17 protein-coding genes are annotated in these 25,765 nt (G+C 71.8%); 2 read left to right on the top strand and 15 right to left on the bottom strand.

Annotated features, from left to right (window positions below):
* Window positions 1–9: 9 nt before the first annotated feature.
* The 7 genes from DFI_RS17140 to DFI_RS17110 all read right to left on the bottom strand — a co-directional run bounded on the left by DFI_RS17140 (window position 10) and on the right by DFI_RS17110 (window position 10,094).
* A complete protein-coding gene (locus DFI_RS17140; RefSeq protein ID WP_027462378.1) occupies window positions 10–789 on the bottom strand; it encodes a response regulator in 780 nt (259 codons plus the stop codon).
* Window positions 790–914: 125 nt separating this feature from the next.
* Window positions 915–1,670, bottom strand: coding sequence for a response regulator (locus DFI_RS17135; RefSeq protein WP_051307570.1), 756 nt, complete (start codon window positions 1,668–1,670; stop codon window positions 915–917).
* A 40-nt stretch (window positions 1,671–1,710) separates the two neighbouring features.
* Window positions 1,711–4,554, bottom strand: coding sequence for a hybrid sensor histidine kinase/response regulator (locus DFI_RS17130; protein WP_027462377.1), 2,844 nt, complete (start codon window positions 4,552–4,554; stop codon window positions 1,711–1,713).
* A 20-nt stretch (window positions 4,555–4,574) separates the two neighbouring features.
* Window positions 4,575–6,869: a methyl-accepting chemotaxis protein gene (locus tag DFI_RS17125; protein WP_051307569.1), complete on the bottom strand. Its 2,295-nt coding sequence runs from the start codon at window positions 6,867–6,869 to the stop codon at window positions 4,575–4,577.
* Window positions 6,870–6,924: 55 nt separating this feature from the next.
* Window positions 6,925–9,258 (bottom strand): methyl-accepting chemotaxis protein, encoded by a 2,334-nt coding sequence (locus DFI_RS17120; protein ID WP_081425760.1) that lies wholly within the window; start codon window positions 9,256–9,258, stop codon window positions 6,925–6,927.
* A 51-nt stretch (window positions 9,259–9,309) separates the two neighbouring features.
* Window positions 9,310–9,726, bottom strand: coding sequence for a chemotaxis protein CheW (locus DFI_RS17115; RefSeq protein ID WP_051307567.1), 417 nt, complete (start codon window positions 9,724–9,726; stop codon window positions 9,310–9,312).
* Window positions 9,727–9,734: 8 nt separating this feature from the next.
* Window positions 9,735–10,094: a response regulator gene (locus tag DFI_RS17110; protein WP_022802973.1), complete on the bottom strand. Its 360-nt coding sequence runs from the start codon at window positions 10,092–10,094 to the stop codon at window positions 9,735–9,737.
* A gap of 330 nt (window positions 10,095–10,424) precedes the next feature.
* On the opposite strand from DFI_RS17110, the gene pulA reads away from it, so the two are divergent.
* Window positions 10,425–13,760 (top strand): pullulanase-type alpha-1,6-glucosidase, encoded by a 3,336-nt coding sequence (gene pulA, locus DFI_RS17105; RefSeq protein WP_027462376.1) that lies wholly within the window; start codon window positions 10,425–10,427, stop codon window positions 13,758–13,760.
* A gap of 65 nt (window positions 13,761–13,825) precedes the next feature.
* Here pulA and sat read toward each other — a convergent pair whose 3' ends face one another.
* The 6 genes from sat to DFI_RS17075 all read right to left on the bottom strand — a co-directional run bounded on the left by sat (window position 13,826) and on the right by DFI_RS17075 (window position 20,934).
* Window positions 13,826–15,001, bottom strand: a complete 1,176-nt coding sequence (gene sat, locus DFI_RS17100) for a sulfate adenylyltransferase (RefSeq protein ID WP_420810886.1) — start codon at window positions 14,999–15,001, stop codon at window positions 13,826–13,828.
* 78 nt (window positions 15,002–15,079) lie between these two features.
* Window positions 15,080–15,760, bottom strand: coding sequence for a phosphoadenylyl-sulfate reductase (locus tag DFI_RS17095; protein WP_027462374.1), 681 nt, complete (start codon window positions 15,758–15,760; stop codon window positions 15,080–15,082).
* Entirely contained in the window at window positions 15,757–16,299 is a 543-nt protein-coding gene (cysC, locus tag DFI_RS17090) for an adenylyl-sulfate kinase (protein ID WP_027462373.1), read from the bottom strand. The genes DFI_RS17095 and cysC overlap by 4 nt, the downstream gene beginning before the upstream one ends.
* Window positions 16,296–17,870, bottom strand: coding sequence for a nitrite/sulfite reductase (locus DFI_RS17085; protein WP_043777292.1), 1,575 nt, complete (start codon window positions 17,868–17,870; stop codon window positions 16,296–16,298). The genes cysC and DFI_RS17085 overlap by 4 nt, the downstream gene beginning before the upstream one ends.
* A 119-nt stretch (window positions 17,871–17,989) precedes the next feature.
* On the bottom strand, window positions 17,990–19,519 hold the full coding sequence (gene cobA, locus DFI_RS17080) for a uroporphyrinogen-III C-methyltransferase (RefSeq protein ID WP_027462372.1): 1,530 nt from the start codon (window positions 19,517–19,519) through the stop codon (window positions 17,990–17,992).
* Complete coding sequence (locus tag DFI_RS17075; RefSeq protein WP_081425758.1) at window positions 19,516–20,934, bottom strand: CbiX/SirB N-terminal domain-containing protein; 1,419 nt, start codon at window positions 20,932–20,934, stop codon at window positions 19,516–19,518. The genes cobA and DFI_RS17075 overlap by 4 nt, the downstream gene beginning before the upstream one ends.
* Before the next feature lie 104 nt (window positions 20,935–21,038).
* Between DFI_RS17075 and DFI_RS17070 the strand changes: the two genes are divergently transcribed.
* On the top strand, window positions 21,039–22,151 hold the full coding sequence (locus DFI_RS17070; RefSeq protein ID WP_043777288.1) for a cytochrome P450: 1,113 nt from the start codon (window positions 21,039–21,041) through the stop codon (window positions 22,149–22,151).
* Here the strand turns inward: DFI_RS17070 and DFI_RS17065 are convergent.
* Window positions 22,121–23,290, bottom strand: coding sequence for a TIGR04053 family radical SAM/SPASM domain-containing protein (locus DFI_RS17065; protein WP_051307566.1), 1,170 nt, complete (start codon window positions 23,288–23,290; stop codon window positions 22,121–22,123). The genes DFI_RS17070 and DFI_RS17065 overlap by 31 nt on opposite strands.
* 62 nt (window positions 23,291–23,352) lie before the next feature.
* Window positions 23,353–25,746 carry an ATP-binding cassette domain-containing protein gene (locus DFI_RS17060; RefSeq protein WP_043777286.1) on the bottom strand — a complete coding sequence of 798 codons (2,394 nt, stop codon included), beginning with the start codon at window positions 25,744–25,746 and terminating at the stop codon, window positions 23,353–23,355.
* Window positions 25,747–25,765 lie beyond the last annotated feature (19 nt).

The following is a 25,765-nucleotide window of genomic DNA, read 5'->3' as shown; positions in this document are numbered from 1 at the left end:
CGTGGGCGTTCAGGCCTGCAGGGCGTGGGCGCCTTCGCCGAGGAGCACGATCACGAAGTGACCGGGCAGGCTGTGAATGACCATCTCGTGCGCGCCGTACCGGATCGTCACGTCCTGAATCGCTTCCCCGAGCATCTGCTGCCCGAGCACCCCGGCGGTGTTCGTGAAGAAACGCGCGAAGGTCGTGATGTTCTCCGGCAGGCGCGTGCCGGTCTGCCGGATGGGCCGGCCCTCGCGGTCCAGGATCACGGCGTCCAGCATGCGCGGGTGGTCCTCGTAGCGCTGCAGCACCTCGTTCAGGGCGTCAAGGTGAGCGTTCTGGATGCGCTCCCCGGACGTGGCAGGCTCGGCCGCCACGTCCGCCTCACCGGCCGGCTCCTCCAGCGGCGCGCCCGCCTCGGCCCCCGCGGTCTCCCCGCTGCGGGCCAGGATGCCCTCGACCATCGGCATCAGTTCCTCGGACCGGAAGGGCTTGCGCAGCACGCCGTCCGCACCGACCTCCCTGGCCTGGCTGCGGATCTCGTCGTCCACGTTGCCGCTCATCAGGATGACCGGCAGGCCCCCGTAACGTCCATCGGCCTTCACGGCGCGGCACACGTCGATGCCGCTCATGCCGGGCATGATCACGTCCACCAGCATCGCGTCGCACTGATACGCGCCGGAGTGCAGCAGCTCCATGGCCTCCTCGCCGCTCACGGTGCTGCGGCTCTGCATGGCGTTGTTGCGCAGGGTGATCTCCAGCGCGCGGCGCACGCTGATGCTGTCGTCGACAATCAGGATTTCGGGCATGAACTCTCCAGGGTGAGGGCCGCGGACGCTTCTGTCCGCGTGAAAGGTGAAAGGGGGGCCGCAGGGGCGGGATGTGCGCCCACGCTACGGCGCGAAGTCCGACAGAACCCTGACTGAACCGCGCTTCAGGACACCGCCAGCCCCTGAATGTGCGCGTCCAGGTGGTCGAGGTCCACCGCGACCTCCATCAGGGTGCGGGGCGTGTTCTTCATCAGCGTGGCGCTGCGCACCGGCAGCGGCGTGTCGATCCGCACGAACTCGAACGACGCCCGCGGGTGCAGCGTCACGTCGCGCATCACCGAGAACAGGGCCGCCTTGCCGGTCATGCCGGCAAACTCCGCGTACGTCAGGTCCCCGGCCGTCATCAGCAGGTGCGCGCAGCGGCTGTTGCCGCCCTCGTCCTCCACCGTGACCAGCCAGTGCCCGCTGTACTCCATCTCGTGCACCCAGCTGAGAAACTCCGCCAGCCCGAACACGCCCAGCCGCCCGGCCAGGTGCGTGACCGGCTGCCGGATCACCGGCACCGGGAAGGCCGCGCGGTCCACACCGAGTTCATCCAGGACCTCCGCCAGGATCTCCGGGCCGGTCAGGGCCGGGAGTTCCAGGTGCCGGTGCTTGACCATTTCCCGGCCGTCGGGCAGCACGAACACCGGGACGCCCGCGGTGCGGACCTCCTCGTGCACCACGGTGCGGAACTCGTCGCCGTCCATGTCCTCCATGTCGGCCTCGCAGATGATGGCGTCCACCTGCTCGCGTTCCAGGAAGGTCAGGGCGTGCAGCGCTCCCTCCGCCTGGATGACCCGCACCCCGGCCTGCAGGGCGAGCGCCCCGTACAGGCCGGCGCGGGCCGGGTCACTGATGATGATCAGCAGGCATTTCACGTGGCGTCCCTCCCTTCCCGGCCAGCCGGAGCCGTGCCGGTCACGCCGGCACGGCCCCGGGCCCGGGCGCGGCGTCCACCCCGGCCTGGCCCAGCAGGGCCTGCAGGCGGCGCAGCAACAGCGTCTCGTTCACGGGTTTCGTGAAGTAGTCCGTGGCGCCCAGACTGAAGGCCAGCTGCTGGTGTTTCTCCCCGGCGCGGGTGGTCATCACCAGCACCGGCAGCTCGGCGCTGTCCGGTCGGGCGCGCACCGCGCCGAGCAGCTCGTAGCCGTTCATGCGGGGCATTTCCAGATCGGTGATCACGGCGTCCAGATGCTCGCCGCTGTGAATGAGGTCCAGGCCTTCCTGGCCGTCGTTGGCGGTCAGGACCGTGAAGCCCGCGCGTTCCAGCATCCGGCTCACCAGGCGGCGCACGCTGACCGAATCGTCCACGAGCAGCAGGGTCCGGCCCGTCCCGCCGGCCTGTGCGGCCGCGCCGCTCAGCCAGGCGTCCGGGCGCCGGGCGAGGCGCAGCAGCCCGGCCGGGTCCAGCAGCGGCAACACCGCGCCGGTCGCGCCGACCGTGAGGCCCGCGAGGTACTCCAGGCGGCCAAGCAGCGGGCTGGGCGGCGTCACGCTGACTTCCTCGATGCGCCCGAACGCCCGCACGCGCACCGCGATTGTCCCGGAAATCGAGGACGCGAACACCAGGTGCGCCGCGGCGCCCACTTCGTCGCCCGCGACCGGACCCCAGAAGGGCCGCGCGTCCACCACGGGCACGAGCTGGCCCTCGAAGCGCACGTGGGGGGCGCCCTCGATCAGGGTGATGTCCGCTTCGGGCACGTCACGCAGCGCCTGCACGGTGTTCACCGCGAACGCCCCGGCGTCCTGCGCGCCGAGCTGCACGTCCAGCACGTCCATGATGCGCTGCGTGGTCGGCAGGCGCAGCACGAACGCGGTGCCCACACCCGGCTCCGACTGGATCAGCAGTTCCCCGCCCAGCGCGCGCACGCTGTTCGCCACGACGTCCATGCCCACCCCGCGCCCGGCCGTCTGACCGACCGTCTCGGCGGTGCTCAGGCCCGGCAGCAGGATCAGGCGGGCAGCCTCGGCGTCGCCCATGGCGGCGAGTTCCTGCGCGGAGCCCACCCCGGCGCCCAGGGCCCGCTCGCGGATGCGGTCCAGGTCCAGGCCGTCCCCGTCGTCGGCGACCGTGACTTCCAGGAAGTTCGCACTTTCCGAGGCGCGGATGAACACCTGCCCGGTGGCCGGTTTGCCCTGCGCCACGCGGCCCTGCGGGTCCTCGGCGGCGCGGCGCAGGCCGTGGTGCGCGGCGTTGGTCAGCAGGTGCAGCATCGGCTCGGTGAGGCGCTGCAGGATGCCGCTTTCCACCAGCACGTCGTCGCCCTCCACGGCCAGGGTGAGGTGCGGCTGCTCCCGCGCCCAGCGGCGCAGGCGGGCGGTGGCCTGCGAGAACGGCACGCGGCTGGTGGCGTTCAGGTCGGTGCGCAGCTGCCGGATCAGCTTGCCGAGCGCCTCGTTCTCCTCCTGCAGGCCGCTCACGGTGTCGGTCAGGCGCTTGCGGACCTCACCGAAGTCCACGCTGAGCTCGGTGATGCTGCGCGAGAGGATGTTCAGGTCGTCGTACGTGTCGAATTCCAGGTCCGCGAAGGCGGCCGTCAGGCCCTGGCCCGCGCCGTCCGGCGTGGCCGCGCCGCGCCCGGCGTCGAGCGTGCGGACCATGTCCGGGTTCAGGTAACGTTCCTCGAAGTCCCGCACGGTCCGCTGGAATCTCGCCTGGCTGTCCTGCATCAGGCCCTGCATCTCGTCCAGGCGGGCCAGCAGGGCGCTCAGGCGCGCGCGGCTGCCGACGACCTCGCCGAGCTGGTCCATCAGCCCTTCCAGGCGCTGGGCCGGCACGCGGATGGTCGCGTTCGCCGCCGCCCGGGCCTGCGGGGCGGCCGTGGGGACCGCCGCGGGGGCCGGCGCCTCCCCGGCCGCGAGGCGCTGCAGCTGGGCGCTCAGGCTCTCCAGGCGGCCCTGGAGCGTCACCGCGCCGTCCTGCAGGACGTGCCCGCCGCCCGCGACGAGCATCATGTCGTCGAGCAGGTCCACCGCGCCGGCCAGCGCGGAGAGCGCCGGCGCGTTCAGGGCGACGGTGTCACTGCGCACCGCGCCCAGCAGGTCCTCCAGGCCGTGCGCGAAATCGCCGACTTCGGTGAGGCCCACCATGTAGGAACTGCCCTTGATGGTGTGCGCCGATCGGAACATGACGTTCGCGTCGGCGGCGTCCGGGTGGTCGAGTTCGTGGCGCAGCGCCGCGACGTGCTCGTGCACTTCCGGCGCGAAGTACTCCCAGACCTCCTCGTTCTGCGTCACGAAGGCCCGCAGCCGCGCCTCCAGACCCTCCGCGCCGGGTTCGGCCGCGTCCTCGGGGTCGGGGGCGCGGTGCAGCGCGGCCCGCATCCGGAAGGCGTCCGGCACGGCCGTGACCAGTGCCTGCAGCCGGGCCGGCGCGGCCGAACGCGCGAAGGTCAGGCCCAGGTCGCGGTCGGTGCCGCCCGCCTGCAGGGTCCGCAGGCCGCCGCGCAGCGCGCCGCTGATCTCCTCCAGCAGCGCCAGGTACGCCCCGGCGTGCTCGCCGCGCAGCTCCGGGCGGGCGTCCAGGAGGCGCTCGAGCAGGCCCGCCAGGGTGGACAGCTGCTGGAAGCCGTACAGGCCGGCGCTGCCGCGCATGCGGTGCGCCAGCAGGCTCACCTGGGCCATGCCGCCCAGGGCGGGCGCGGTGGCCGGCTCGGTGCCGGTGCGCCCGTCCGCGCACAGGGCCTGGACGCCGCTCTCCAGCTGCAGCATGACCTCCTCGGCCTCCTGCAGGAAACTCTGAAGCAGTTCTGGGTGTGCCATGGCTCGTAATCCTCCCCGGTTCAGGACGGCAGGCGGAAGCGCGCGAGGCTGCCGTCGAGCTGCTGCGCCAGGCTCTGCAGCTGCGTGGCGGTCTCGCGGCCCTGCGTGACCTGCTCGGCCGACCCTTCGGCGATCTGCGCGATCTGCTGCACGGCCCCGCCGACCTGCTCGATGCCGCTCACCTGCGCCTGGCTGCTGCTGGCGATCGTTTCGGCCAGCTGCGCGGACGTCTGCGTGAGCGTCCCGATCTCGCGCAGGCGCTCCCCGGCGGTCCCGGCGACCCGGTAGCCCTGCTCCACCTCGCGGGTGCCGTCCTCCACGCTGGCGATCACGTCCTGAATCTCGGCCTGGACGTTCTTGATCAGGCCCGCGATGCGGCCCGTGGCCTGCGAGGACGTGTCGGCCAGCTTGCGCACTTCGTCCGCGACGATGCTGAAGCGGCCGCCGGCCTCCCCGGCGCCGGCCGCCTCGATGCTGGCGTTCAGCGCCAGCAGGTTCGTCTGCCGGGCGATCTGGGAGATGGTGTCCACGATCTCCTGAATTTCCAGCGAGCGGTCCCCGAGGTTCTTGATGCGCTTGGCGACGCCCTGCACCTCACGGCGGATGTTCTGCATGCCTTCCAGCGTGCCGGTCACGGCCTCCTGGCCCTGCTGCGAGGCGCTGAGCGCCTGGCGGGCCGTCTCGGCGCTGCGCTGGGCGTTCACGGCCATCACGCGGATGGACTCGGTGATCTGCGCGACCTGCTCGGCCACGCGCTGCGTCTCGGCCACAGTGAGCTGCGCGCCTTCCTCGATGACCTGCGTGGTGCCCAGCATGGCGCGCGAGCCGCCGGTCACGGACGCGGCGGTGTCCTGCACGCGCCGCAGCACGCTGGCCAGCTCGTCGGTCATCAGGTTGATGGAGTCCACCACGTTCCCCAGCACGTCCTCGGTGACCTTGCCGCGCTTGGTGAGGTCACCGTCGGCGATGTCCATGGTCACGTCCAGGAACTCCCCGATGTTGCTCTGCAGGCGCTGCGCTTCCACGCGCTCCTGCTCGGCGCGGTCGGCGTTGAGTTTCAGCTGCGCGGACGCGCTGTTGAAGGCCACGGCCAGCTGTCCCAGCTCGTCGGTGGAGGTCACGGGCACCTGCGCGCCCACCTCGCCCTGCTCCAGCTGCCGGGCCGCGCCGGTCAGGCGGCGCAGCGGCACCAGGATGGAGCCTGCCACCGCCCGGAACAGCAGCGCCACGGCCAGCAGCGTCAGCAGCGGCACGATCACGGCCGCCATCAGCTGCGTGCGGCTGGCACGCTCCTGCGTCACCAGCACGCTGCCCAGCGCGTTGATCGAGGCGTCCAGGCTGGCGAAGAGTGCGGCGGCGTAGTTGGGAATGGCCTCGTTGATCTGCGCCGGGGTCACCCGCACCGTCTTCGAGTTCACCAGGCCCGACTCCACCGAGTTGAACAGCGGCACGGCCACCGCTTCCAGGCGGTCCGCGGCGGGCTTCAGGGTGCCTTCCAGTTCCGGGAACTTCTTGTACGTGCCCTTCAGGCCGTTCAGGACGCTCAGCATGGCCTGGTTGGCGGTGGTGTAGTTCGTGCGGGCCTCGAACTGCAGCGCCTCGGACAGGGGCTTGCCGGGCCCGCCGGCGCGGGTGATCACCTGAATGCTCCCGGACGCGATCGCGCCGGCCGCCGGCATGTTCGCCGGCACGGTCAGGGCAGCCAGGTTCGCCACCTGCGCGGCCGCGGCCGCCTGCACGCTCGCCGGGTTCTGCAGCGCCAGCTTCGTCTCGTCGGAGATCGTCTGGAACAGCGGAATCACCTGCTCGCGCAGCAGTGCCGTGTACTTCGTCTGAATCTGCTGCGGGGTCACGCCGCCGGCGTCCACGTCCGCGTCCAGGGCGTCCAGGCCCTGCTGCAGGCGCGTGACCTGGGCGGTGATCGTCGCGTACCCGTGCGTCTGCGCGACCGCGGCGATCTCAGCCAGGCGGGCGTCCACCACCTGACGCTGCTGGATGTTCGGCTCACGGAACTCGGCCTTGCCGGACAGCACGTTCGTGGCCGACAGGCGCAGCAACTGCACGTTCTGCAGCAGCGGCGAGGCGGGCACCAGCATGGCCTGCCCGGTGCGCTGCACCCGGTTGGCCTGCAGGTTCACATTCGTGATGTACATCAGCCCGCCCATGGCGGCCAGGTACGGCACGCCCAGGCCCAGACTGGCGAGCAGCAGCTTGCGGCTGACCGGCAGGCGGGCGAACAGGCCCACGCGGTCCGGGCGGGCGGCGGGACGGGCCGGGGCGACGGCGGGTGAAAACTCGGGGTTGGTTACGGTCATCTCAGGGCTCCTGTGCAGGCGCGGATCGGGTCAGGTGGGGCGTGGGGCGGGGGGCTCAGGCGGGCAGTTTGAAGCGCCCGAGCTGCGCGGCGAGCTGCTGCGCCAGCGCCTGAAGCTGCTCGGCGGCGCTGCGGCCTTCGGCCACGGACGCCTGGGAGTCGGTGGCGATCTCGGCGATCTGCGTGACGCCGTGTCCCATCTGCTGCATCTGCTGGGCCTGCTGCGCGGCGGCCTGGGAGATCGCCTCGGCGAGCTGCGCGGACTGCGCGGAGAGCTGCCCGATCTGGCGCAGCTGCTCCCCGGCCTGCCGGGCGACCTCGTACCCGCGTTCCACGGTCTGTGCGCCGGTGGCCATGGTGGCGGACGCCGCGGCGATCTCGCGCTGCACGCCGGCGATCAGGTCCTGAATGCGCCCGGCGGCCGCGCTCGACTCGTCGGCCAGGGCGCGCACTTCCTCGGCCACCACCGCGAAGCGGCTGCCGGCCTCCCCGGCGCCGGCCGCCTCGATGCTGGCGTGCAGGGAAAGCAGGTTCGTCTGGCTGGCGATGTGACTGATGGAATCCACGATCTCCTGAATCTGCCCGGAGCGCTCCGACAGCGCCTGAATGGCTTCGGTCACGCTCTGCGAGGAGCCGCGGATCTGGTCCATGCCCTCCAGCGTGCCGGTCACGGCCTGCTGGCCCTGCTGCGAGGCGAGCAGCGTCTGGCGGGCCATGGCCGCGCTTTCCTGCGCGGTCTGCGCCATGCTCTGAATGCGGGCGTTCACGTCCTGCGCCTGCCGGGACACGCGGGCGGCCTGCTCGGCGGTGGTCAGGGTGCCCTGCTCGATCTGGGCGGTGGACAGCAGCATGGCGCGCGACCCGCCCGTCACGGACTGCGAGGCGTCCTGCACGTTGCGCAGCAGGTCGGAGAGCTCGTCCACCATCACGTTGATGGAGTCCACCACGTTGCCCAGCACGTCCTCGGTGACCTTGCCGCGCTTGGTGAGGTCACCGTCGGCGATGTCCATGGTCACGTCGAGGTACTCGGCGATGTTGTTCTGCAGTTCCTGCGCTTCCACTCGCTCGTACTCCACGCGTTCGGCGTTGCGCCTCAGCTGCGCGGCGGCGTCGTTGAAGGCCGAGCCCAGCAGGCCCAGCTCGTCGCGGCTGGTCACGGGAATCTGCACGCCGAAGTCCCCTTCGGTCAGGCGGCGCGCGCCGCGGGTGAGCTGCTGGATCTGCTGCACGATGTAGCGCAGCAGCCCGGCGAGCAGCACGGCCGCCAGGCCCCCCAGCACGACCACCACGGCCAGACCGGTGGCGCCGCGGGTCAGCTGCTGGTTCTGGAACAGCGCCGCTTCCTTCTCCAGGGCGTCCAGGCCGTCGCGGGTGAGCGCGCCGGTGGTGCGCACGGCGTCGGCGGTCAACGTGCCCAGGCCGGTGGGCTGCACGCCCTGCGTGGCGGCGCGCCACTCGATCTGCAGGCTCTGGAGTTTGTCGTCCAGGGCGGCTGCGTTCGCGCTGAGTTCCTGCGGGATGCTCTGCCCGGTCAGGACCGCCTGCTCGAGGTTCCGTTTCGTGCTGTCGAGCAGCACCTGCGCGAGCGGAATCAGCTGAGCGAGCGCCTCGCGGTCCGCGAGCGCCTCGGGCGTCTTGCCGTACGCGCTGCTGGCCAGTGCGTCGGCGCGCACCACGGCGTACCGCAGCTCGGTCAGGCCGCTGCCCAGGCTGCTTTCTTTCATGTAGTACAGGCTGTTCTGCCCGCCGCCCACCGAGAGGCTGCTGACCCGCTCGGCCTGCCCGACCAGCGTCTTGAGCGGCGCGGCCGCGTCGAAGTACGCGCTGGCGATCGCCGACGGGTTCATCTCCAGCGCCGAGTCGCGGTAGTACGTCCACACGTTCTGCAACTCGTCCAGCGGCGCCTCGGTCAGGATCGCCTGCCGCATCTCGTTCGTGTCGGCCAGCAGGTTGGGCTGCGCCCTGGAGTTCAGCTCGTCGGTCAGGGCCTTGAGGCTGGCGTCCACCGCCTGCTGCGCCCGCTTGACCGCCTCGGCCGGGACTTCCCCGCGGGCGTGCCGGGTGGCCTGCATGGTGAAGGTGTCCAGCTTCTCCTGCATGTCGCTGGTGGCGCGTACCACCGGCATGATCTGCAGCGAGCGCGTCACCGGGCGCACCAGGGCGTTCTGGTTCAGGGCGCTTTCACGCACGATCAGCAGGGTCGGCAGGGCGAACAGCACGCCCGCGAGGCCCAGCTTCTGGGCGACGCTGAGCCGGTCCATCCAGCGCGGCAGGCGCCGCCCGGCGGAATCCGGGGCCGGCGCGGGCCGTTCACCCCGCGCAGGACGCGCGGAGCGGACCTTGCGCCGCGCCGGGGCCGGGTCGACTTGGGTGGGGGAACTTGGCAGCATGGGATCTCCTGAAAGCTGGATTCCGGGGAGGCCGGGAGCGGGAGGCGAGAATCAGACCGGACTGAGGTGCGCGGCGAGCCGGTCGTGCAGGGCGCCCAGGTTCAGGCGCTGGCCTTTCTGCCCGCCGCCGGTGTAGCCGCCCAGCAGCGTTTCCGGGCCGAGCAGCTCGGCGCTGGCGGCGCCGTCCTCCTGAACGAAGCCCAGCACCTCCTGCACAGGCAGCGCCAGCGTTTCCGGGCCGACCTGGCAGATCACGGCGAGCGTGGCGGGCGCCTCGGGCAGGCCCGTGAGGCGGCTGAGGTCCACGACCGGCACGGCCCGCCCCGAGGCGGGCATCAGGCCGAGCAGGGCGCCGGCCGTGCCGGGCATGGGGGCGAGGCGCTCGGCGGGCACCACGCGCCGCAGCGCGCCGGACGGCACGGCGAGAACGCGGTGGCAGGCGCGCAGGAGCATCAGCGTTTCGGCCATGGCGGGCCTTACAGGTGCCGGGTGAGCAGGGTGGCGACCTGATCCGGGGTATAGGGCTTGATCAGGTAGTCCACGGCGCCCTGCCGCAGGCCCCATTTCACGTCGGTGTCGCTGCCCTTGCTGGACACGAACACGACCTTCAGGGCGCTGGCGGCCGGGAGTTTCTTGAGGGCGCGCAGCGTCTCGTAGCCGTTGCGTTCGGGCATCACGATGTCCAGCAGGGCCAGGTCGGGCTGGTCGCGCTCGACGGCGCTTTCCACATCCAGGGCGTTCGAGACGCTGACCACGGAGTGCCCGGTCTGGCGGATGGCGTCTTCCAGGAAGCGCAGGTCGGCGGGGGAGTCGTCAACGATCAGGATCTTGGCCATGGGGTACCTCGGTGCAGGGGCGGGGGCGGGCAACGGCGCAGGTCCGGGTCCGGCGGGCAGCCGACCCGATCCACTGTGTTCATGAGATGACCATAGAGAACTCATCCGACAAAAGTCTTACACCCCACCTGTCGGAAATGACGAAAAACCCTGTTCTGAAGAAGAAATCCGCCTGTATGGCCCGCCCAAAATCTCCGGGTGTGCGGGGGATCACTGACTCGCCCATTTCACACGCGCCTGCCCTTCATGAGAAACTCTGCGGTTCGGGTCAGACCCCTGAACTGGAAGCACTTCCACGTTCCGGTTCACCCGGCCTACACTCCTCACACCATGCGAAATCTGCTTTCCCTGCTGACCCTGGCCCTCGTCACGTCTGCCGCGGCGCAGGCGACCCTGCCGGCCGGCACCGTGCGCGTCCATTACCAGCGCCCGGACGGCAACTACGCCGGCTGGGGCCTGCACGTCTGGGAGGACACCACCGCGACCGTGGAATGGAGCAAACCGCTCGCGCAGGCCGGGAAGGACGACTTCGGCGTGTACTTCAACGTGCCCGTGAAGCAGGGCGCGCAGAAACTCGCGTTCATCGTTCACAAGGGCGACGACAAGGACCCCGGCCCGGACCTGTGGTTCAACCTCGGCAAGGGCCGCGAACTGTTCCTGAAATCCGGGTCGGCCCTCGTCGCGTACGCGAAGACCGGACCCTTCGACACGGACGCCACCCAACCCGTGACCGCCGCCCTGGCGCCCGTCAGCACGCCGGTTCCAGAGGGTATGGCGCGCATCAACTACTACCGCCCGGACGGCAACTACGCCGGCTGGGGCCTGCACGCCTGGGAGGACACGACCGCCACCGTGGAATGGACGAAACCCCTGCCGCAGACCGGCGTGGAGAGCGGCTGGGCGTACTGGCTCGTCCCCATGAAAACCGACTGGAAGAAACTGGGCTTCCTCATCCACAAGGGCGACGAGAAGGACCCGGGCCCCGACCAGACCCTCACGCGCGAGATGGGCAACCAGGCCTGGATCGTGAGCGGCAAGGACGCCGTGAACACCACCCGCCCCGACACCACCACCCGGCAGGTCGGGGACCTCACGAAACAGCAGGCCGTGATGCTGTCCCGTGACCTGATTGCCGTGAAACCTGACCTCGTGAAGCCCGGCGCGTTCCTGACCCTGCACGCCGACCCGGCGGCCGGACTGAAGCTCGGCGCCGAGGGCGTCACCGGCGGGACGACCCTGACGCTGGAACCCGTGGACGGCGGCCTGAGCGCCGCCCTGAAGGCGAAGGTCCCCTACCTGGCGAACTACGCCCTGCTGCGCGTGCGCGCCGAGGACCGCGCCGCCCTGCCGGACGCCCTGCGTGGGCAGCTCGCGGTGAGTAGTGTGCTCCCGGACGGCACCGTGCTGGACGCCACCGGCGTGCAGACCGCGCTGGCGCTGGACGACCTGTACGCCTACGACGGCCCCCTGGGCGTGACCTGGCAGGGCAACGCGCCCACCGTGCGCGTCTGGGCGCCCACCGCGCAGAGCGTGAAGCTGCGCCTGGGGAACGCGACCGGGGCGGGGGAGACCACGCTGCCGATGACCCGCGACGCGAAAGGCGTCTGGACCGTCACAGGCCAGAACGCCTGGAAGGGCCGCACGTACCGCTTCGAGGTGACCGTGTACGCCCCGGGCACCGGGAAGGTCGAGACGAACCTCGTGACCGACCCCTACTCGGTGGCGCTCACGCGCGGCAGCGACCGCAGCGTATTTATGGACCTCAATGACGCCTCGCAGAAGCCCGCCGGGTGGGACGCCCTGAAAAAACCCGCCTTGCGCAGCGCCAGTGACCTGAGCTTCTACGAGCTGCACCTGAGGGACTTCAGCGCCGCCGACGCGACCGTGCCGGCCGCGCAGCGCGGCACATACCTGGCGTTCACGCAGGCCGGCAGCGCCGGCATGAAGCACCTCAGGTCCCTGGCGACCGCCGGTCTGAAGGCTGTGCACCTGCTGCCCACCTTCGACATCGCCACCATCAATGAGGATAAGGGGCAGTGGAAGACCCCCGGCGACCTCACGCGCTTCGCACCGAACAGTGACGAGCAGCAGAAGGCCGTGACGGCCGTGAAGGACGCCGACGCCTACAACTGGGGCTACGACCCGTACCACTTCATGGTCCCGGAAGGCAGTTACGCCGTGGACCCGGGTGCCCGCACGAAGGAGTACCGCCAGATGGTGATGGCCCTGAACGGAGCCGGACTGCGCGTCGTGCAGGACGTGGTGTTCAACCACACGAACGCCAGCGGGCAGAACGAGCGCAGCGTGCTGGACCGCATCGTCCCCGGGTACTACCACCGCCTGAACGCGCAGGGCGCCGTGGAGAACAGCACCTGCTGCTCAAACACCGCCACCGAGCACACCATGATGCGCCGGCTGATGGTGGACACCCTGGTCCTGATGGCCCGGCAGTACAAGGTGGACGGCTTCCGCTTCGACCTGATGGGGCACCACATGGTCGCCGACATGCAGGCTGCCCGCAAAGCCCTGGACGCCCTGACCCCCGCGAAGGACGGCGTGGACGGCCGGCTGATCTACCTGTACGGCGAAGGCTGGGACTTCGGGGAGGTGCAGGGCGGGGCCCGCGGCCTGAACGCCACGCAGGTGAACCTCTACGGCCAGGGCATCGGCACCTTCAACGACCGTATCCGCGACGCCCTGCGCGGCGGGAACCCCTTCGGCGGCCTGACGGAACAGGGCGTGGCGACCGGCCTCGCCACCAGCCCCAACGGCCAGCCCGGCAACGACAGTGCCGCGAAATGGGCACAGCTCGCGGACCTCGTCCGCATCGGCCTGACCGGGAACCTGCGCGACTACCGCCTGGTGAACGCCCAGGGGCAGACCGTGACCGGCGCGCAGATCAAGTACGGCGACGCCCCTGCCGGGTACGCCGCCAGCCCGCGCGAGACCATCAACTACGCCAGCGCGCACGACAACCAGACCCTCTGGGACGCCGTGCTGCTCAAGACGCCGGGCAGCGTCAGCAGCGCTACCCGCGTGCGCTACCAGAACCTCGCGCACGCCTACGTCCTGCTGGGGCAGGGCCTGCCCTTCAGCTACGCCGGGGACGACATCCTGCGCAGCAAGTCCTTCGACGGCGACTCGTACAACAGCGGCGACTGGTTCAACACCCTGGACTTCACGTACGCGGGCAACGGCTTCGGCAAGGGCCTGCCGCCCGCCGAGAAGAACGAGGCCAACTGGACCACCTACCGCCCCCTGCTCAGCAACGCCGCGCTGAAGGTCGGCAAGACCGACATCCTGCGCGCCCACGACCACTACCGTGAGTTCCTGAAGATCCGCTACAGCACCACCCTCTTCCGCCTGGACAGCGCCCAGCAGGTGCAGCAGGCCCTGAGCTTCCTGAACACCGGCCCCCAGCAGACGCCGGGCGTGATCGTCATGCGCCTGACCGGCGCAGTGAACGCCGGCAACCCCTACCGCAACGTGGTCGTCGTCTTCAATGGGGGCACGAAACCCTACACCCTGGCCGACGCGGGCTTCAGCGGCCTGAGCCTGCACCCCGTCCTGGCCGGCAGCAGCGACCCCGTGGTCCGGCAGGCCGCGGTGAAAGGCACGCAGCTCAGCGTGCCCGCCCTGACCACCGCCGTCTTCGTCAGGAAGTAAGCCAGGTCTCGAGGGTTAGCCGCGCAGCTCCCGCGTCCAGGCGGGGCGCGCGGCTGATCCCCTGTTCAGGCGCCCTGGTATCCGCGGCGGAGCACCTCAGCCACCTGCGGACGCGTGAACTCGGGCGGCAGGGCCTCCCCGGCGCGCAGTTTCTCCCGCACGCGCGTGCCGCTCAGCACGAGGTGATGGCCGCTGTCGTGGGGGCAGGTGCGCGGGCTGACCATCTGGTGGCAGGAGCGGCAGTAGAAGGTGTGCTCGAACTTCAGGATGCGGATGCCGAGTTCCTCCGCCGTGAACGCGCTGAAGATCTCCTGCGCGTCGTACGTGCCGTAGTAGCTGCCCACCCCGGCGTGGTCGCGGCCCACGATGAAGTGCGTGGCGCCGTAGTTCCGGCGGGAAAGGGCGTGCACGATCGCCTCGCGTGGACCGGCGTAGCGCATGGCGGCCGGGTACACGCTCAGCAGCGTGCGCTCGGCCGGGTAGTAGTGCCCGAGCAGCGTCTCGTACGCTTCCATGCGCACGTCGGCGGGCACGTCGTCGCCTTTGGTCTGCCCGACCAGCGGGTGCAGCAGCAGGCCGTCCACGAGTTCCAGCGCGACCTTGTGCAGGTACTCGTGCGCCCGGTGAATCGGGTTGCGCGTCTGGAAGGCCACGGTGCTGCGCCACCCGCGGGCCTCGATCACCTCACGCACCTCGGCGGGCGTGCGGTGCTGCGCCGGGAAGGCGCCGCGCGGCACCTCGAACAGCGTTACCGGGCCTGCCAGGTTCACGTCCCCCTGCGCGTACAGGGCGGCCACGCCCGGGTGGGCGGCGTCCTCGGTGCGGTACACCTCCCGGGCCTCCAGGGCCTTGCGGGCGGGGTAGCGCTCGGTGACGTCCAGCGTGCCCACCGGCAACCCGGCGTGGGTGAGCACCACCCGCCCGGAGAGGCGCGCGGCGTCCTCCGCGCTCACCGGCAGCGTGATGGGCAGGCTCCACGGCGTGCCGTCCGCGAGGCGCAGCCGCTCGATGATGCTCAGGTAATCGGCCTCGCCGACGAAGCCGGCCAGCGGCGAGTACGCACCGGTGGCGAGCATCTCCAGGTCGGCCAGGGCCCGCTCGGACAGCGCCAGGGTGGGCCGATCAAGCAGTTCGGCCGGGTCGAAGTCGCGGCCCGGCTGCCACACGCGGCGGACCAGGGTGCCGCCCAGCGGGGCGGGCAGGACGGAAACGGAAGGGTTGAAGTCGGTCATGGTCGGCATGTGGGTACCCCGGTCAGGTGGTGTGAGAACGGCGGATAGGCAGGTGGTGTCAGGGGCGCGCCGGACATCGCCGGCCCCTCACAGCCGCGCCTCGCCGGCCCACAGGCCGCACTCGGTCTTGCCGCGCCCCGCCCAGCGGCCCGCGCGGGCGTCCTCGCCGGGCCGCACCGCGCGGGTGCAGGGCCAGCAGCCGACCGACAGGAACCCGCTGAAGTACAGGGGACTCACCGGCAGGTCGTGCTCCCGGGCGTACGCTTCGAGCCGCTCGCGGGTCCAGTGCGCCAGGGGGTTGACCTTCACGCGCGCGCCGGGCTCCACGAAGGGAATGTCCGCGCGGGTGCTGGCCTGGTCGCGGCTGCGGGCGTTCAGCAGCGCGGGCGGGTTGTGCGCCTTCAGGTAGGCCTGGAGGGGCTGCACCTTGCGGGCGGCGCAGCAGGCGTCCGGGTCGGCGGCGTACAGGTCCGGGGCGGTCAGGCCGTCGTCCGGGTGCGCGCCGGCGTTCACGGTCACGAAGCTCAGTTCCGGGTAGCGCGCCGCGAGGCGGTCCCGGGTGGCGAGCGTTTCCGGGAAGTGGAAGCCGGTGTCCACGAACACCACCTTGCCCCGGTACCCGGCGCGGACGGCCAGGTCCAGCAGGATCACGCCGTTCAGGTTGAAGGCGCTGGGCATCCGCAGGCCCGGGAACTCGGCCACGGCCCAGCGGATCACGTCCAGGGGGTCCGTCTCCGGCGTGAACGCGGGGACGGCCGCGGCGCTCACCCTTCTCCCAGGGCGGTCAGCAGCTGCCGCACGCCTTCCTGTACGCTGATCCGGTCGGTGCGCAGGTGCAGGCCGGGCTGCCCGGGCGCCTCGTACGGGTCGCTCACGCCGGTGAAGTGCGGGATCTCGCCGGCCAGCGCGCGGGCGTACAGGCCCTTCACGTCCCGGCCGGCCACCACGTCCAGCGGGGCGTCCACGAACACCTCCAGGGCGCCCGGCAGGTCCCGCAGCACGGCCCGGCGGGTGTCGGCGTACGGCGAGATCGCGCTGACCAGCACGGTCACCCCGTGCCGGGCCAGCAGGCCCGCCACGAAGGCGATCCGGCGGACGTTCGTGTCGCGGTCCTCGCGGCTGAAGCCCAGGCCCTTGCTGAGGTTCTCGCGCACGGCGTCGCCGTCCAGCAGTTCCACCGCCGCGCCGCGCGCGAGCAGTTCGGCGTGCAGCGCGGACGCCAGGGTGCTCTTGCCGGCGCCGGACAGGCCGGTGAACCACACCACCCGGCCCGCCGCCCGCGCCGGTTCCGTCAGCACGGCGCTCATGCGGTCACCAGTTCCGCTTCAGTGCGGTCCGGCCGGGCGCCCAGCACCGCGTCGGGCGTGAAGTGCTCGTGGCCCAGGCGGTCGGCGTACTCCACGAAGCTTTCCCCGGCGGCCTTGTTCGCCTTGAAATCCGTCAGGACCCGGTCGGTGTACTCGGTGAGGCGCTCGGCGGGCACGATGCCCTTCAGTTTCGTGCCGGTGCGCTGCGCCTGCCCGATGCTGCCCGCCAGGTGCACGTTGTACACCTCCTCCTCACCTCTGAGCGCGCCCATGAAGCCCAGGTCGGCCACCTGGTAGCGCGTGCAGGCGTTGCTGCACCCGGTCAGGTTGATCACGAACGGCACGTCCAGGTCGGTGTGCAGGGGTTCGAGCGTGTCGATCATGCCCGCCACCCGGGCTTTGGTCTCGGTCTGGGCGAGGCGGCAGAACTGCGTGCCGGTGCAGGCGATGGTGGTGCCGCGCAACGTGGCCTTCGGCGCGAGGTCCAGGGCCTGCAACTCGGCCACCAGGGCGTCCACGTCCTCCGACTTCACGTGGGGGATCATCATGTTCTGGAAGGCGGTGGTGCGGACCACGCCCTGCCCGTAGCGCTCGGCGAGGTCGGCCAGCCGCCGGGCCTTCTCCGGGTCGATGCGGCCCACCGTGGTGGTCAGGACCACGTAGTTCAGGCCGTCTTTCTGCGGGTTGACGCCCAGCACGTCGCTGCCGCCGAACCGCGCGACCGGGGCGGGCGGCCCGTCCCGCAGGGGCCGGCCCAGGTACTGCGTTTCCACGAGGGCGCGGAACGCGTCCGGGCCGAGGTCCTTGATCAGGTACTTCAGGCGGCTTTTCTTGCGGTTCACGCGGTAGCCGTGGTCACGGTACGCGGCGGTGATGGCGCGCCCGACCTCCACGACCTCGTCCGGGGCGATGAACACGCCCAGGCGCCGGGCGAGGTGCGCGACGGCGCCCAGGCCGCCGCCCACCCACACGTCGAAGCCCACCTCGTTCCCGACGCGGTGCGCGAGGAAGCCGATGTCGTTGATGAGGTGAATGCCCTCGAGTTCGGGCGTGCCGGTGAGGCTGATCTTGAACTTGCGGGGCAGGTCCTCGAAGTCGCGGTTACCGCTCAGGGTGCCTTCCATGGCGCGGGCGATGGGGCGCACGTCGATCACCTCGCGGGCGTCGAGACCGGCGAGCGGGGAGGCGATCACGGCGCGCACGGTGTCGCCGCAGGCGCCGCGGGTGTGCAGGCCGACGGTGTCCAGCCGGTCCAGGATCTCGGGGATGTCGCCGATGCGCAGCCAGTGGAACTGGAAGGCCTGGCGGTCGGTGACGTCCAGCAGGCCGCGCCCGAAGTCCTCGGCAATGCCGGCCACGACGCGCAGGGCGTCCGCGTGCAGTTCGGCGGTGGGGACCTTGACGCGCATCATCAGGTAGCCGTCTTCCTGGGGGCGCTGGGGGTACACGCCGGCCCACTTGAGCAGGTCGATCTTCTCGGGGTCGATGACGCCGCTTTGTGCGTACTGGGGGATCAGGTCGAAGATCTCGAAGGGCGGGAGCTCTTTTTTCAGGGCCTCGATGTCAGACATGGGTACTCCGGGAAGGGGAGAGGGGGCGGGGGCCCGTGGCGGCGTTTGTTGACTGAAAAGGTAATCTTCTATGGTGGATAAAACAACTCAATAATTGTGGGTTGTCTCGGCATCTCCCCTCAGGCGCCCTGCCGCCACGCCCGACGCACCGCGTCCGTCAGGCCCTCCAGCGTCGCCTCGTGCGCCGTAAAGAGCCGCGTGAAGCCCGCCGCGCGCGCCGCTCGCTCCGTCTGCGGCCCGATCACCGCCGCCGTGAAGCCCGTGCCGGCCACCTGCGCCAGACTCCGCGCCCCGGCGCTGGAGGCCAGCGTCACCACCTGCGCCGCCTCCAGCTGCGCCCGCTGCCCGGCGCTCAGCTCCGCCGGCTCCACCCGGAACGCCTCCAGGGCGTGATACCCGATCCCGCGCGCGGCGAGGGCGGCTTCCAACTCCGCATCCGGCTCCTGTGAGCCCACGTGCAGCGCCAGCTCGCCCGGCTGCGCCGGCAACCCCGCACCCAGCGGCCCGGTCCCGGACGGCGAGGGCACAAAGTCCGCCCGCAGCCCCCGCGCCGCCAGCGCCCGCGCGGTCCCCGCCCCGGCCGCCGCGATCCGCGCGCCCGACAGCACCCGCGCGTCCCGGCCCTCGGCCAGCAGCGCGTCCATCAGCGCGTTCGCGGCCTGCTCACTGCTCAGCAGCACCCACCCGGTGAACCCGGTCAGCGCACCCACCAGGGCGCGGCGGTCCCCCGTGGGCGTGAAGCGCACCAGCGGAATCTCGCTCACCTGCGCGCCCTGAGCCGACAGCAGCCCCGCCAGGGCGCTGTCCGTGCCGGCTCGCGTGCGCGTCACCGCCACCTGCACGCCCGACAGCGGCCCCGCGCTGCGGGCAGGCAGGGCACCTCCCCCGCCCAGGGCCTCCGGCAGGAACCAGTCCAGCTGTTCGCGCAGCCGGACCACCTCGCCCACCACCGTCACCGCCGGCGCACCCAGCCCCGCCGCGCGCACCTTCCCGGCGATATCGGCCAGGGTGCCGCTCACCACCCGCTGCTCGGGCGTGCTCGCCCACTGGATCGTCGCGGCCGGCGTCGCCGCGTCTCGCCCGGAGGCGATCAGGTCCGCGGCGATCTGCTCCAGGTGCTTGACGGCCATCAGGAACACCAGGGTGTCCGCGCCGCCCAGCGCGGCGTACGCCGCCGGCCCCTGCCGGTCCGTGCCGGTCAGGACCGCGAAGGACCGCGCCACGCCCCGGTGCGTGACCGGAATCCCGGCGTACGCCGCGGCCGCCACGGCGCTGCTGATGCCCGGCACCACCTCGCACGGCACGCCCGCCGCCGCGCAGGCCAGGGCCTCCTCGCCGCCGCGGCCGAACACGAAGGGATCGCCGCCTTTCAGGCGGACCACCCGCTGCCCGCCGCGGTCCAGCGCGCGGGAGACCAGCAGGGCGTTGATGTCCTCCTGCCCCATGGACGGCAGGAAGCCGCGTTTGCCGACGTCCAGCCGCTCGGCCTGCGGGCACAGCGCCAGCAGGTCCGGGTTGGCCAGGGCGTCGAACAGCACGACGTCTGCCTCTCTCAGCCGCTCGGCGGCGCGCAGCGTGAGCAGGCCCGGGTCGCCGGGACCGGCGCCGATCAGGGACACGAAGGGAACGGGGGGCAGGGCAGGGGTCATGGGTGGGGGGCCTCCAGCAGGTGAGCGACGTCGGACACGAGGAGCGTGCAGGCTTCCGCGCAGGGCAGGCCCGTCCCGCCCGACAGGAAGGTGGCGGCCAGCGGCTCGCCGGCCCACAGGGGCGTGCGCAGGCACCCGGCACAGAGGCGCTCCCGCGCGGCCTGCACGGTTTCGGGCGTGGCGCGGCGCACCGGGCGGTAGCGGCCGCTCTGCCGCGCGGCGGTCTCCGCCCAGGGCGTGACGGGCAGCTCCCCGGCGTCCCAGGCGTGTGCCTCCTCGGTCACGGCGGGGTACACGGCGTGCAGGGCGGCGCGCAGATGTTCGCGGGGCACGCGGGCCAGCCAGCCGCGCGGCAGGCCGCGCCGGGTGCGGATCGGCCGGTGCTCGCCCTGATTGTCCCGTCCGGTCCAGGCGGCCAGGTCGTCCAGCGGCACCCGGGTGAGGCCGGACTCCCCGGCGTCGGCGGCGTGATGCAGCGCAAAGGCCCCGTCCGGCTGCGGCGTCACGCGCAGCTCACCGACGTCCAGGCCGCCCTCCGCGGCGGTGGTCAGGGCCGCCCAGGCGGCGGCGTGGTCGGCGTCCACCGGGGCAGGCCGGGCGGGGGCCTCCTGCACCAGCCGGGTCAGCACGCTTCCCACGGCCGGGTGCGTGCCCACCGGCCGGGCGTAGGACACCACGCGGCCGTCCAGGTGCGACACCGGGCCCGGCAGGCCCAGTTCGGCGGGCATGGTGTCCAGCGTGTGCCAGCCCTCGGAGGCGAAGAAGGGCACCATGATGACGTCCAGCCCGCCCGTGTGCTCGCGCCAGTCGGTGGCGTGGGGGGGCTCGTCCAGGTACAGCGCGGCCGCGTGGGCGAACAGGCCGGTCGCCCCGGCGCGCCGGGCGGCGGCCTCGATCGCCTCCTTGCTGCGGGGGTTGCGGCGGGTGCCGTGACCCAGGACCACCAGCGCGGTGCGCTCCGGCGTCCAGGTGGGGCAGACTTCGCGGGCGCGGTCCAGCAGCACGCCCGTCATGGCCGCGTGAATGCCGTACGGCCGGAGGTAGTGCACGGTGCGGCCGGCGACGGTCTCGGTCACGCCGCCGTCCGGCACGCGGCCCTGGTGGCTCAGGCCCAGTTCGCGCGGGATCACCTCCTCGGTGAAGTAGCCCTCGCTGATGAAGGCGGGCAGCACCGTGACCTCGCGGTAGCGGGCGGTGCGCAGCACCTGCCGCAGGGAGGGTTCCTCCTTCCAGAACCCGGTGAGTACCTCGTCGAAGCCGGCGCCCTGGAGGGTGCGGGCGTGGGCGTGCACGGCGCGGGCCGAGTCGGCGTTCAGGTGCGAGCCGTGGCCGAGGACGAGCAGGGTGCGGCCCGGCGCGGGGGCCGGCAGGGTCGGGGGCAGGGCGGCGGGGGTCGGGTCGGGCGTGGGGGGCATGCGGCACCTCGGATAATTGACCTTTTTTATAAACAATTGAAACGCCCGGAGTGACGCGATCTAGACGGGCGTCCGTCCCGGCCGGCCGGGCGTACCATCCCCCCATGAGCGCCGACCCCACCGCCGACCCCCGCCAGGACTACGACGCGCGCCGCACCCGCTGCCCCGTGCACACCCACGCCGGGCACGTCACCGCCTACGGCCACCCGGAGGTCCTGGAGGTCGTCACCCGGCCGGAGCTGTACTCCAGCGCCGTGTCCCGCCACCTGCAGCTTCCCAACGGCCTGGATGGCGCCGAGCACGCCACCCTGCGCGCCCTGACCGACCCCTACCTGAATGCCCCCGCCGCCCTGCGGGAGATCGAGACCGTCGCCCGCGCCGTGATGCGTGAGCTGCTCGCCGCCCTGCCCCGGCCCGCCACGGTGGAGGCCGTCAGCGACCTCGGCGCCCGCTACGCCGTGCGGGTGCAGCTGCGCTGGCTGGGCTGGCAGCCCGGCCGGGAGGAGGAGCTGCTCGCCTGGATTGACGAGAACCGCCGCGCCTCCCGCTCCGGCGACCACGCCTGGACCGCCCGCGTGGCCGAGGCCTTCGACGCGATCATCCGCGCGGAACTCGCCCCCCGCCGCGCCCAGCCCGGCGCGGACGTCACCTCCCGCCTGATGGCGGATCCCGGCCTCGGCCGGCCCCTGACCGACGAGGAACTCGTGTCCATCCTGCGCAACTGGACCGCCGGGGACCTGGGCTCCCTGGCGCTGTGTGTGGGCGTGGTCCTGCACGGCCTGGCGACCCGACCGGAGGTCCAGGACCGCGTGAGGCAGGGCGTGCCCGACGCCGAACTCGACGCCATCCTGGACGAGCTGCTGCGCCTGGACGACCCCTTCGTCGCCAACCGCCGCCGCGCCACGGTGGACACGGCCCTGGGCGGCGTGCCGGTCCCGGCCGGGACGGTTGTGCACGTGAACTGGACGGCCGCGAACCGCGACCCCCGTGTCTTCCCCGACCCGGACGCGTTCGATCCGCACGCGCACGCCGCAGCGAACGTGGTGTACGGCGCCGGCCCGCACGCCTGCCCCGGCCGGGCGCTGTCCACGCTGGAACTGCGGGTGTTCACGCAGGAACTCCTGCACGCCACCCGCACGCTTTCCCTGGCCGCCCCGGCCACGCGGGAGCAGGCGCCCGGCGGGGGTTACGCCACGCTGCCGCTCACGCTGGCCTGAGCCTCCCGCCAGGCTGGCGGGACGTACGCGCAGTACGGCTCGCTTTCCAGGTAGTCGCCGGTGCAGGCGTACGCCCGGGAGCGGCTGCCGCCGCACAGGTGCCGGAACTCGCACACGCCGCACTTGCCCTTGAAGTGGTCCGGGTCACGCAGGGACCGGAACAGCGGGGAGTGGCGGTAGATGTCGGCCAGCGGCGTCTGCCGGACGTTCCCGCCGGACACCGGCAGCAGGCCGCTGGGGTAGACCTCGCCGGTGTGGGACACGAACACGAAGCCGTTGCCGTCGTTCACGCCTTTGGGCGCGCGGCCCAGGCCGTCGAAGGCGCTGGTGTCGCCCTTGACCAGCGCGTCGGCGTAGTCCACCAGGCCCTTGGTGCTGTCCTCACGCCATTTTTCCTGCAGCACCACCCGGCGGTAGTGCTGGGCCTCGGTGGTCTTGATGTCGTACGGTACGCGGCGGCTCAGGCGGGCCAGCCACCGCAGCACCCGCTCGTGCTCGTGCGCGGAGATCATGTCCCCGGCCTTGCCGCGTCCGGTGGGCACCAGGAAGAACACGCTCCACAGCACGCACCCGAGCCGCTCGACCAGCGCGGCCATCTCCTCCAGGGCGTGCTGGTTGTAGCGGGAGACGACCGTGTTGATCTGCAGGGGCATGCCCAGGTCGTTCAGGTACGAGATGGCGTTCATGGTCAGGTCGAAGGACCCGCTCACGCCGCGGAAGTGGTCGTGGATCTCGGCGGTGGGGCCGTCCAGACTGAAGGCCCAGCGGGAGAGCCCGGCGTCCCGCGCCTCGCGCATGGCTTTCCGCGTGACGTTCGGCGTGGCGCTGGGCGTCATGGAGACCCGCACGCCCTTGCCCACGGCGTAGCGGGCGAGCTCGAAGACGTCCGGGCGCATCAGGGGATCGCCGCCGGTGAAGACCAGCAGCGGGTTCTGCATGGCGTGGATCTGGTCGATCAGGCCGAAGCCCTCCTGGGTGGAGAGTTCCTGTGGGTGGCGCCAGTGCTGGGCCTCGGCGCGGCAGTGCAGGCACTTGAGTTCGCAGGCGCGGGTAAGTTCCCAGATCACGATGAAGGGGTTTTCGTGGTAGTCGCGGGGCGCCGCGGCGGGGAAGGGCGGCCGGACATTCTGGATCTTCATATCCACTTTATAGGGGTCGGGTGCCCACCCGCGCCAGGACGTTTTCCCCGCCTCTCCCGGCCTCAGCCTCCCACGTACGCCGCCAGATGCTCCCCGGTCAGCGTCGCCCGCGTGCGCACCAGATCCGCCGGCGGCCCCTGGAACACCACCTGCCCCCCGCCCCGCCCGGCCCCCGGCCCGAGGTCGATGATCCAGTCCGCGTGCGCCATCACCGCCTGATGGTGCTCGATCACGATCACGGACTTCCCGGCGTCCACCAGCAGGTCCAGCAGCCCCAGCAGCTGCCCCACGTCCGCCAGGTGCAGCCCGGTGGTCGGCTCGTCCAGCACGTAGATGCCGCCCTTCTCCCCCAGGTGCGCGGCCAGTTTCAGCCGCTGCCGCTCCCCGCCGGACAGCGTGGTCAGCGGCTGCCCCAGCCGCAGGTACCCCAGCCCCACGTCCATCAGCCGGCCCAGGATCGTCACGGCCGCCGGCGTGCGCGCCTCCCCGCCAGCGAAGAACTCGCGCGCCTGCGCCACGCTCATCCCCATCACCTCGCTGATGTCCCGCCCGCCCAGCCGGTACGCCAGCACCTCCGGCTGGAAGCCCTTGCCGTCACAGTCCTCGCACGGCGCGCTCACGCCCGCCAGCATGCCCAGGTCGGTGACCACCACGCCCGCCCCGTTGCAGGTGGGGCACGCCCCTTCCGAGTTCGCGCTGAACAGCGCCGGTTTCACGCCGTTCGCCTTCGCGAAGGCCTTGCGGACATGGTCGAGCAGCCCCGTCGTGGTCGCCGGGTTGCTGCGCCGCGACCCGCGCAGCGCCCCCTGGTCGATGGTGACCACGCCGTCCCGGCCGGACACCGACCCGTGGATCAGGGAACTCTTCCCGGACCCGGCCACGCCCGTCACCACCACCAGCACGCCCAGCGGGATGTCCACGTCCACGTTCTTCAGGTTGTTCGTGCGCGCGCCGCGCACCTCCAGCGCACCCCTCGCCGCCCGCACGCGCGGCTTGAGCGACGCGCGGTCGTCCAGGTGCCGGCCGGTCAGGGTGCCGCTCGCCCGCAGGCCCTCCAGGCTGCCCTGGTACACGATCTCCCCGCCCTCGCTGCCCGCGCGCGGTCCCAGGTCCACCACGTGGTCGGCAATGGCGATCATCTCCGGTTTGTGCTCCACGACCAGTACCGTGTTGCCCTTGTCGCGCAGCCGGCGCAGCAGCCCGTTCATCTGCCCGATGTCGTGCGGGTGCAGGCCGATGGACGGCTCGTCGAACACGTAGGTGACGTCCGTCAGCGCCGACCCCAGGTGCCGGATCATCTTCGTGCGCTGCGACTCCCCGCCCGACAGCGTCCCGGTGGGCCGCTCCAGGCTCAGGTAGCCCAGCCCGATCTCCACGAAGGAGTCCAGGGTGCGCCGCAGGTTCGCCAGCAGCGGCGCCACGCCCGGCTCATCCAGGGTGCCCACCCACCCGGCCAGGTCGGTGATCTCCATGCGGCAGGCGTCGGCGATGCTCACCCCACCGATCCTCGAACTGCGCGCCTCGGGGGTCAGGCGGGTGCCCTCGCAGTCCGGGCAGGTGGTGAAGGTCACGGCGCGCTCCACGAAGGCCCGCACGTGCGGCTGCATGGCCTCCACGTCCTTGGCGAGCATGCTTTTTTGCAGCTTCGGGATCAGGCCCTCGTAGGTCACGTTGATGCCGTCCACCTTGATCTTCGTGGGTTCTCGGTACAGCAGGTCGTGGCGTTCCTGCTCGGTGTAGTCCCGCAGCGGCTTGTCTGGGTCAAAAAAGCCGCTGCCGCGGAAGATGCGGCCGTACCAGCCGTCCATGCTGTACCCCGGCACGCTCAGCGCCCCGCCACTCAGGGACTTCGACTCGTCGTACAGGGCGCCCAGGTCGAAGGCCGTGACGCTCCCCAGGCCCTCGCAGCGGGGGCACATGCCGCCCAGGCGGGTGTACGTGACCTGCTTCGCCTGCGCCCTGCCCTCCCCGCGCTCCACCGTGACCGACCCGGCCCCCGACACCGAGGGCACGTTGAAGGAAAAGGCGTTCGGCGGCCCGATGTGCGGCACGCCCAGCCGGCTGAACAGGATGCGCAGCAGCGCGTTGGCGTCGGTGGCGGTGCCGACCGTGGAGCGCGGGTTGGCGCCCATGCGTTCCTGGTCCACGATGATCGCGGTGGTCAGGCCGTCGAGCACGTCCACGTCCGGCCGGGCGAGGCTGGGCATGAACCCCTGCACGAAGGCGCTGTACGTCTCGTTGATCAGCCGCTGCGACTCGGCGGCGATGGTGCCGAACACCAGCGAGCTCTTGCCGGACCCGGACACGCCCGTGAACACCGTGAGGCGCCGCTTGGGCAGGTCCACGTTCACGTTGCGGAGGTTGTTCACGCGGGCGCCGAGCACCCGCAGCACGTCGTGGCGGTCGGCGGCGTGTGGGGCGGCGGGCGGGATGTCGGGGTGCGGGGTCTCGCTCATGCTGCCTCCAGGGCGGGGA

This window comes from Deinococcus ficus (assembly GCF_003444775.1).
Taxonomy (GTDB): Bacteria; Deinococcota; Deinococci; order Deinococcales; family Deinococcaceae; genus Deinococcus; species Deinococcus ficus.
Note: the sequence above shows the minus strand (reverse complement) of the source record. Positions and strands in the feature narration are given on the sequence as shown.

Excerpts from the sequence above, each read along its gene's own strand:
- DFI_RS17085 (WP_043777292.1), bottom strand. The coding sequence starts at position 17,870 with ATGTCTGACATCGAGGCCCTGAAAAAAGAGCTCCCGCCCTTCGAGATC.
- DFI_RS17140 (WP_027462378.1), bottom strand. The coding sequence starts at position 789 with ATGCCCGAAATCCTGATTGTCGACGACAGCATCAGCGTGCGCCGCGCG.
- DFI_RS17070 (WP_043777288.1), top strand. The coding sequence starts at position 21,039 with ATGAGCGCCGACCCCACCGCCGACCCCCGCCAGGACTACGACGCGCGC.
- DFI_RS17120 (WP_081425760.1), bottom strand. The coding sequence starts at position 9,258 with ATGCTGCCAAGTTCCCCCACCCAAGTCGACCCGGCCCCGGCGCGGCGC.
- DFI_RS17110 (WP_022802973.1), bottom strand. The coding sequence starts at position 10,094 with ATGGCCAAGATCCTGATCGTTGACGACTCCCCCGCCGACCTGCGCTTC.
- sat (WP_420810886.1), bottom strand. The coding sequence starts at position 15,001 with ATGCCGACCATGACCGACTTCAACCCTTCCGTTTCCGTCCTGCCCGCC.
- DFI_RS17065 (WP_051307566.1), bottom strand. The coding sequence starts at position 23,290 with ATGAAGATCCAGAATGTCCGGCCGCCCTTCCCCGCCGCGGCGCCCCGC.
- pulA (WP_027462376.1), top strand. The coding sequence starts at position 10,425 with ATGCGAAATCTGCTTTCCCTGCTGACCCTGGCCCTCGTCACGTCTGCC.
- DFI_RS17075 (WP_081425758.1), bottom strand. The coding sequence starts at position 20,934 with ATGCCCCCCACGCCCGACCCGACCCCCGCCGCCCTGCCCCCGACCCTG.
- DFI_RS17060 (WP_043777286.1), bottom strand. The coding sequence starts at position 25,746 with ATGAGCGAGACCCCGCACCCCGACATCCCGCCCGCCGCCCCACACGCC.
- DFI_RS17125 (WP_051307569.1), bottom strand. The coding sequence starts at position 6,869 with ATGACCGTAACCAACCCCGAGTTTTCACCCGCCGTCGCCCCGGCCCGT.
- DFI_RS17130 (WP_027462377.1), bottom strand. The coding sequence starts at position 4,554 with ATGGCACACCCAGAACTGCTTCAGAGTTTCCTGCAGGAGGCCGAGGAG.
- cobA (WP_027462372.1), bottom strand. The coding sequence starts at position 19,519 with ATGACCCCTGCCCTGCCCCCCGTTCCCTTCGTGTCCCTGATCGGCGCC.
- DFI_RS17115 (WP_051307567.1), bottom strand. The coding sequence starts at position 9,726 with ATGGCCGAAACGCTGATGCTCCTGCGCGCCTGCCACCGCGTTCTCGCC.
- cysC (WP_027462373.1), bottom strand. The coding sequence starts at position 16,299 with ATGAGCGCCGTGCTGACGGAACCGGCGCGGGCGGCGGGCCGGGTGGTG.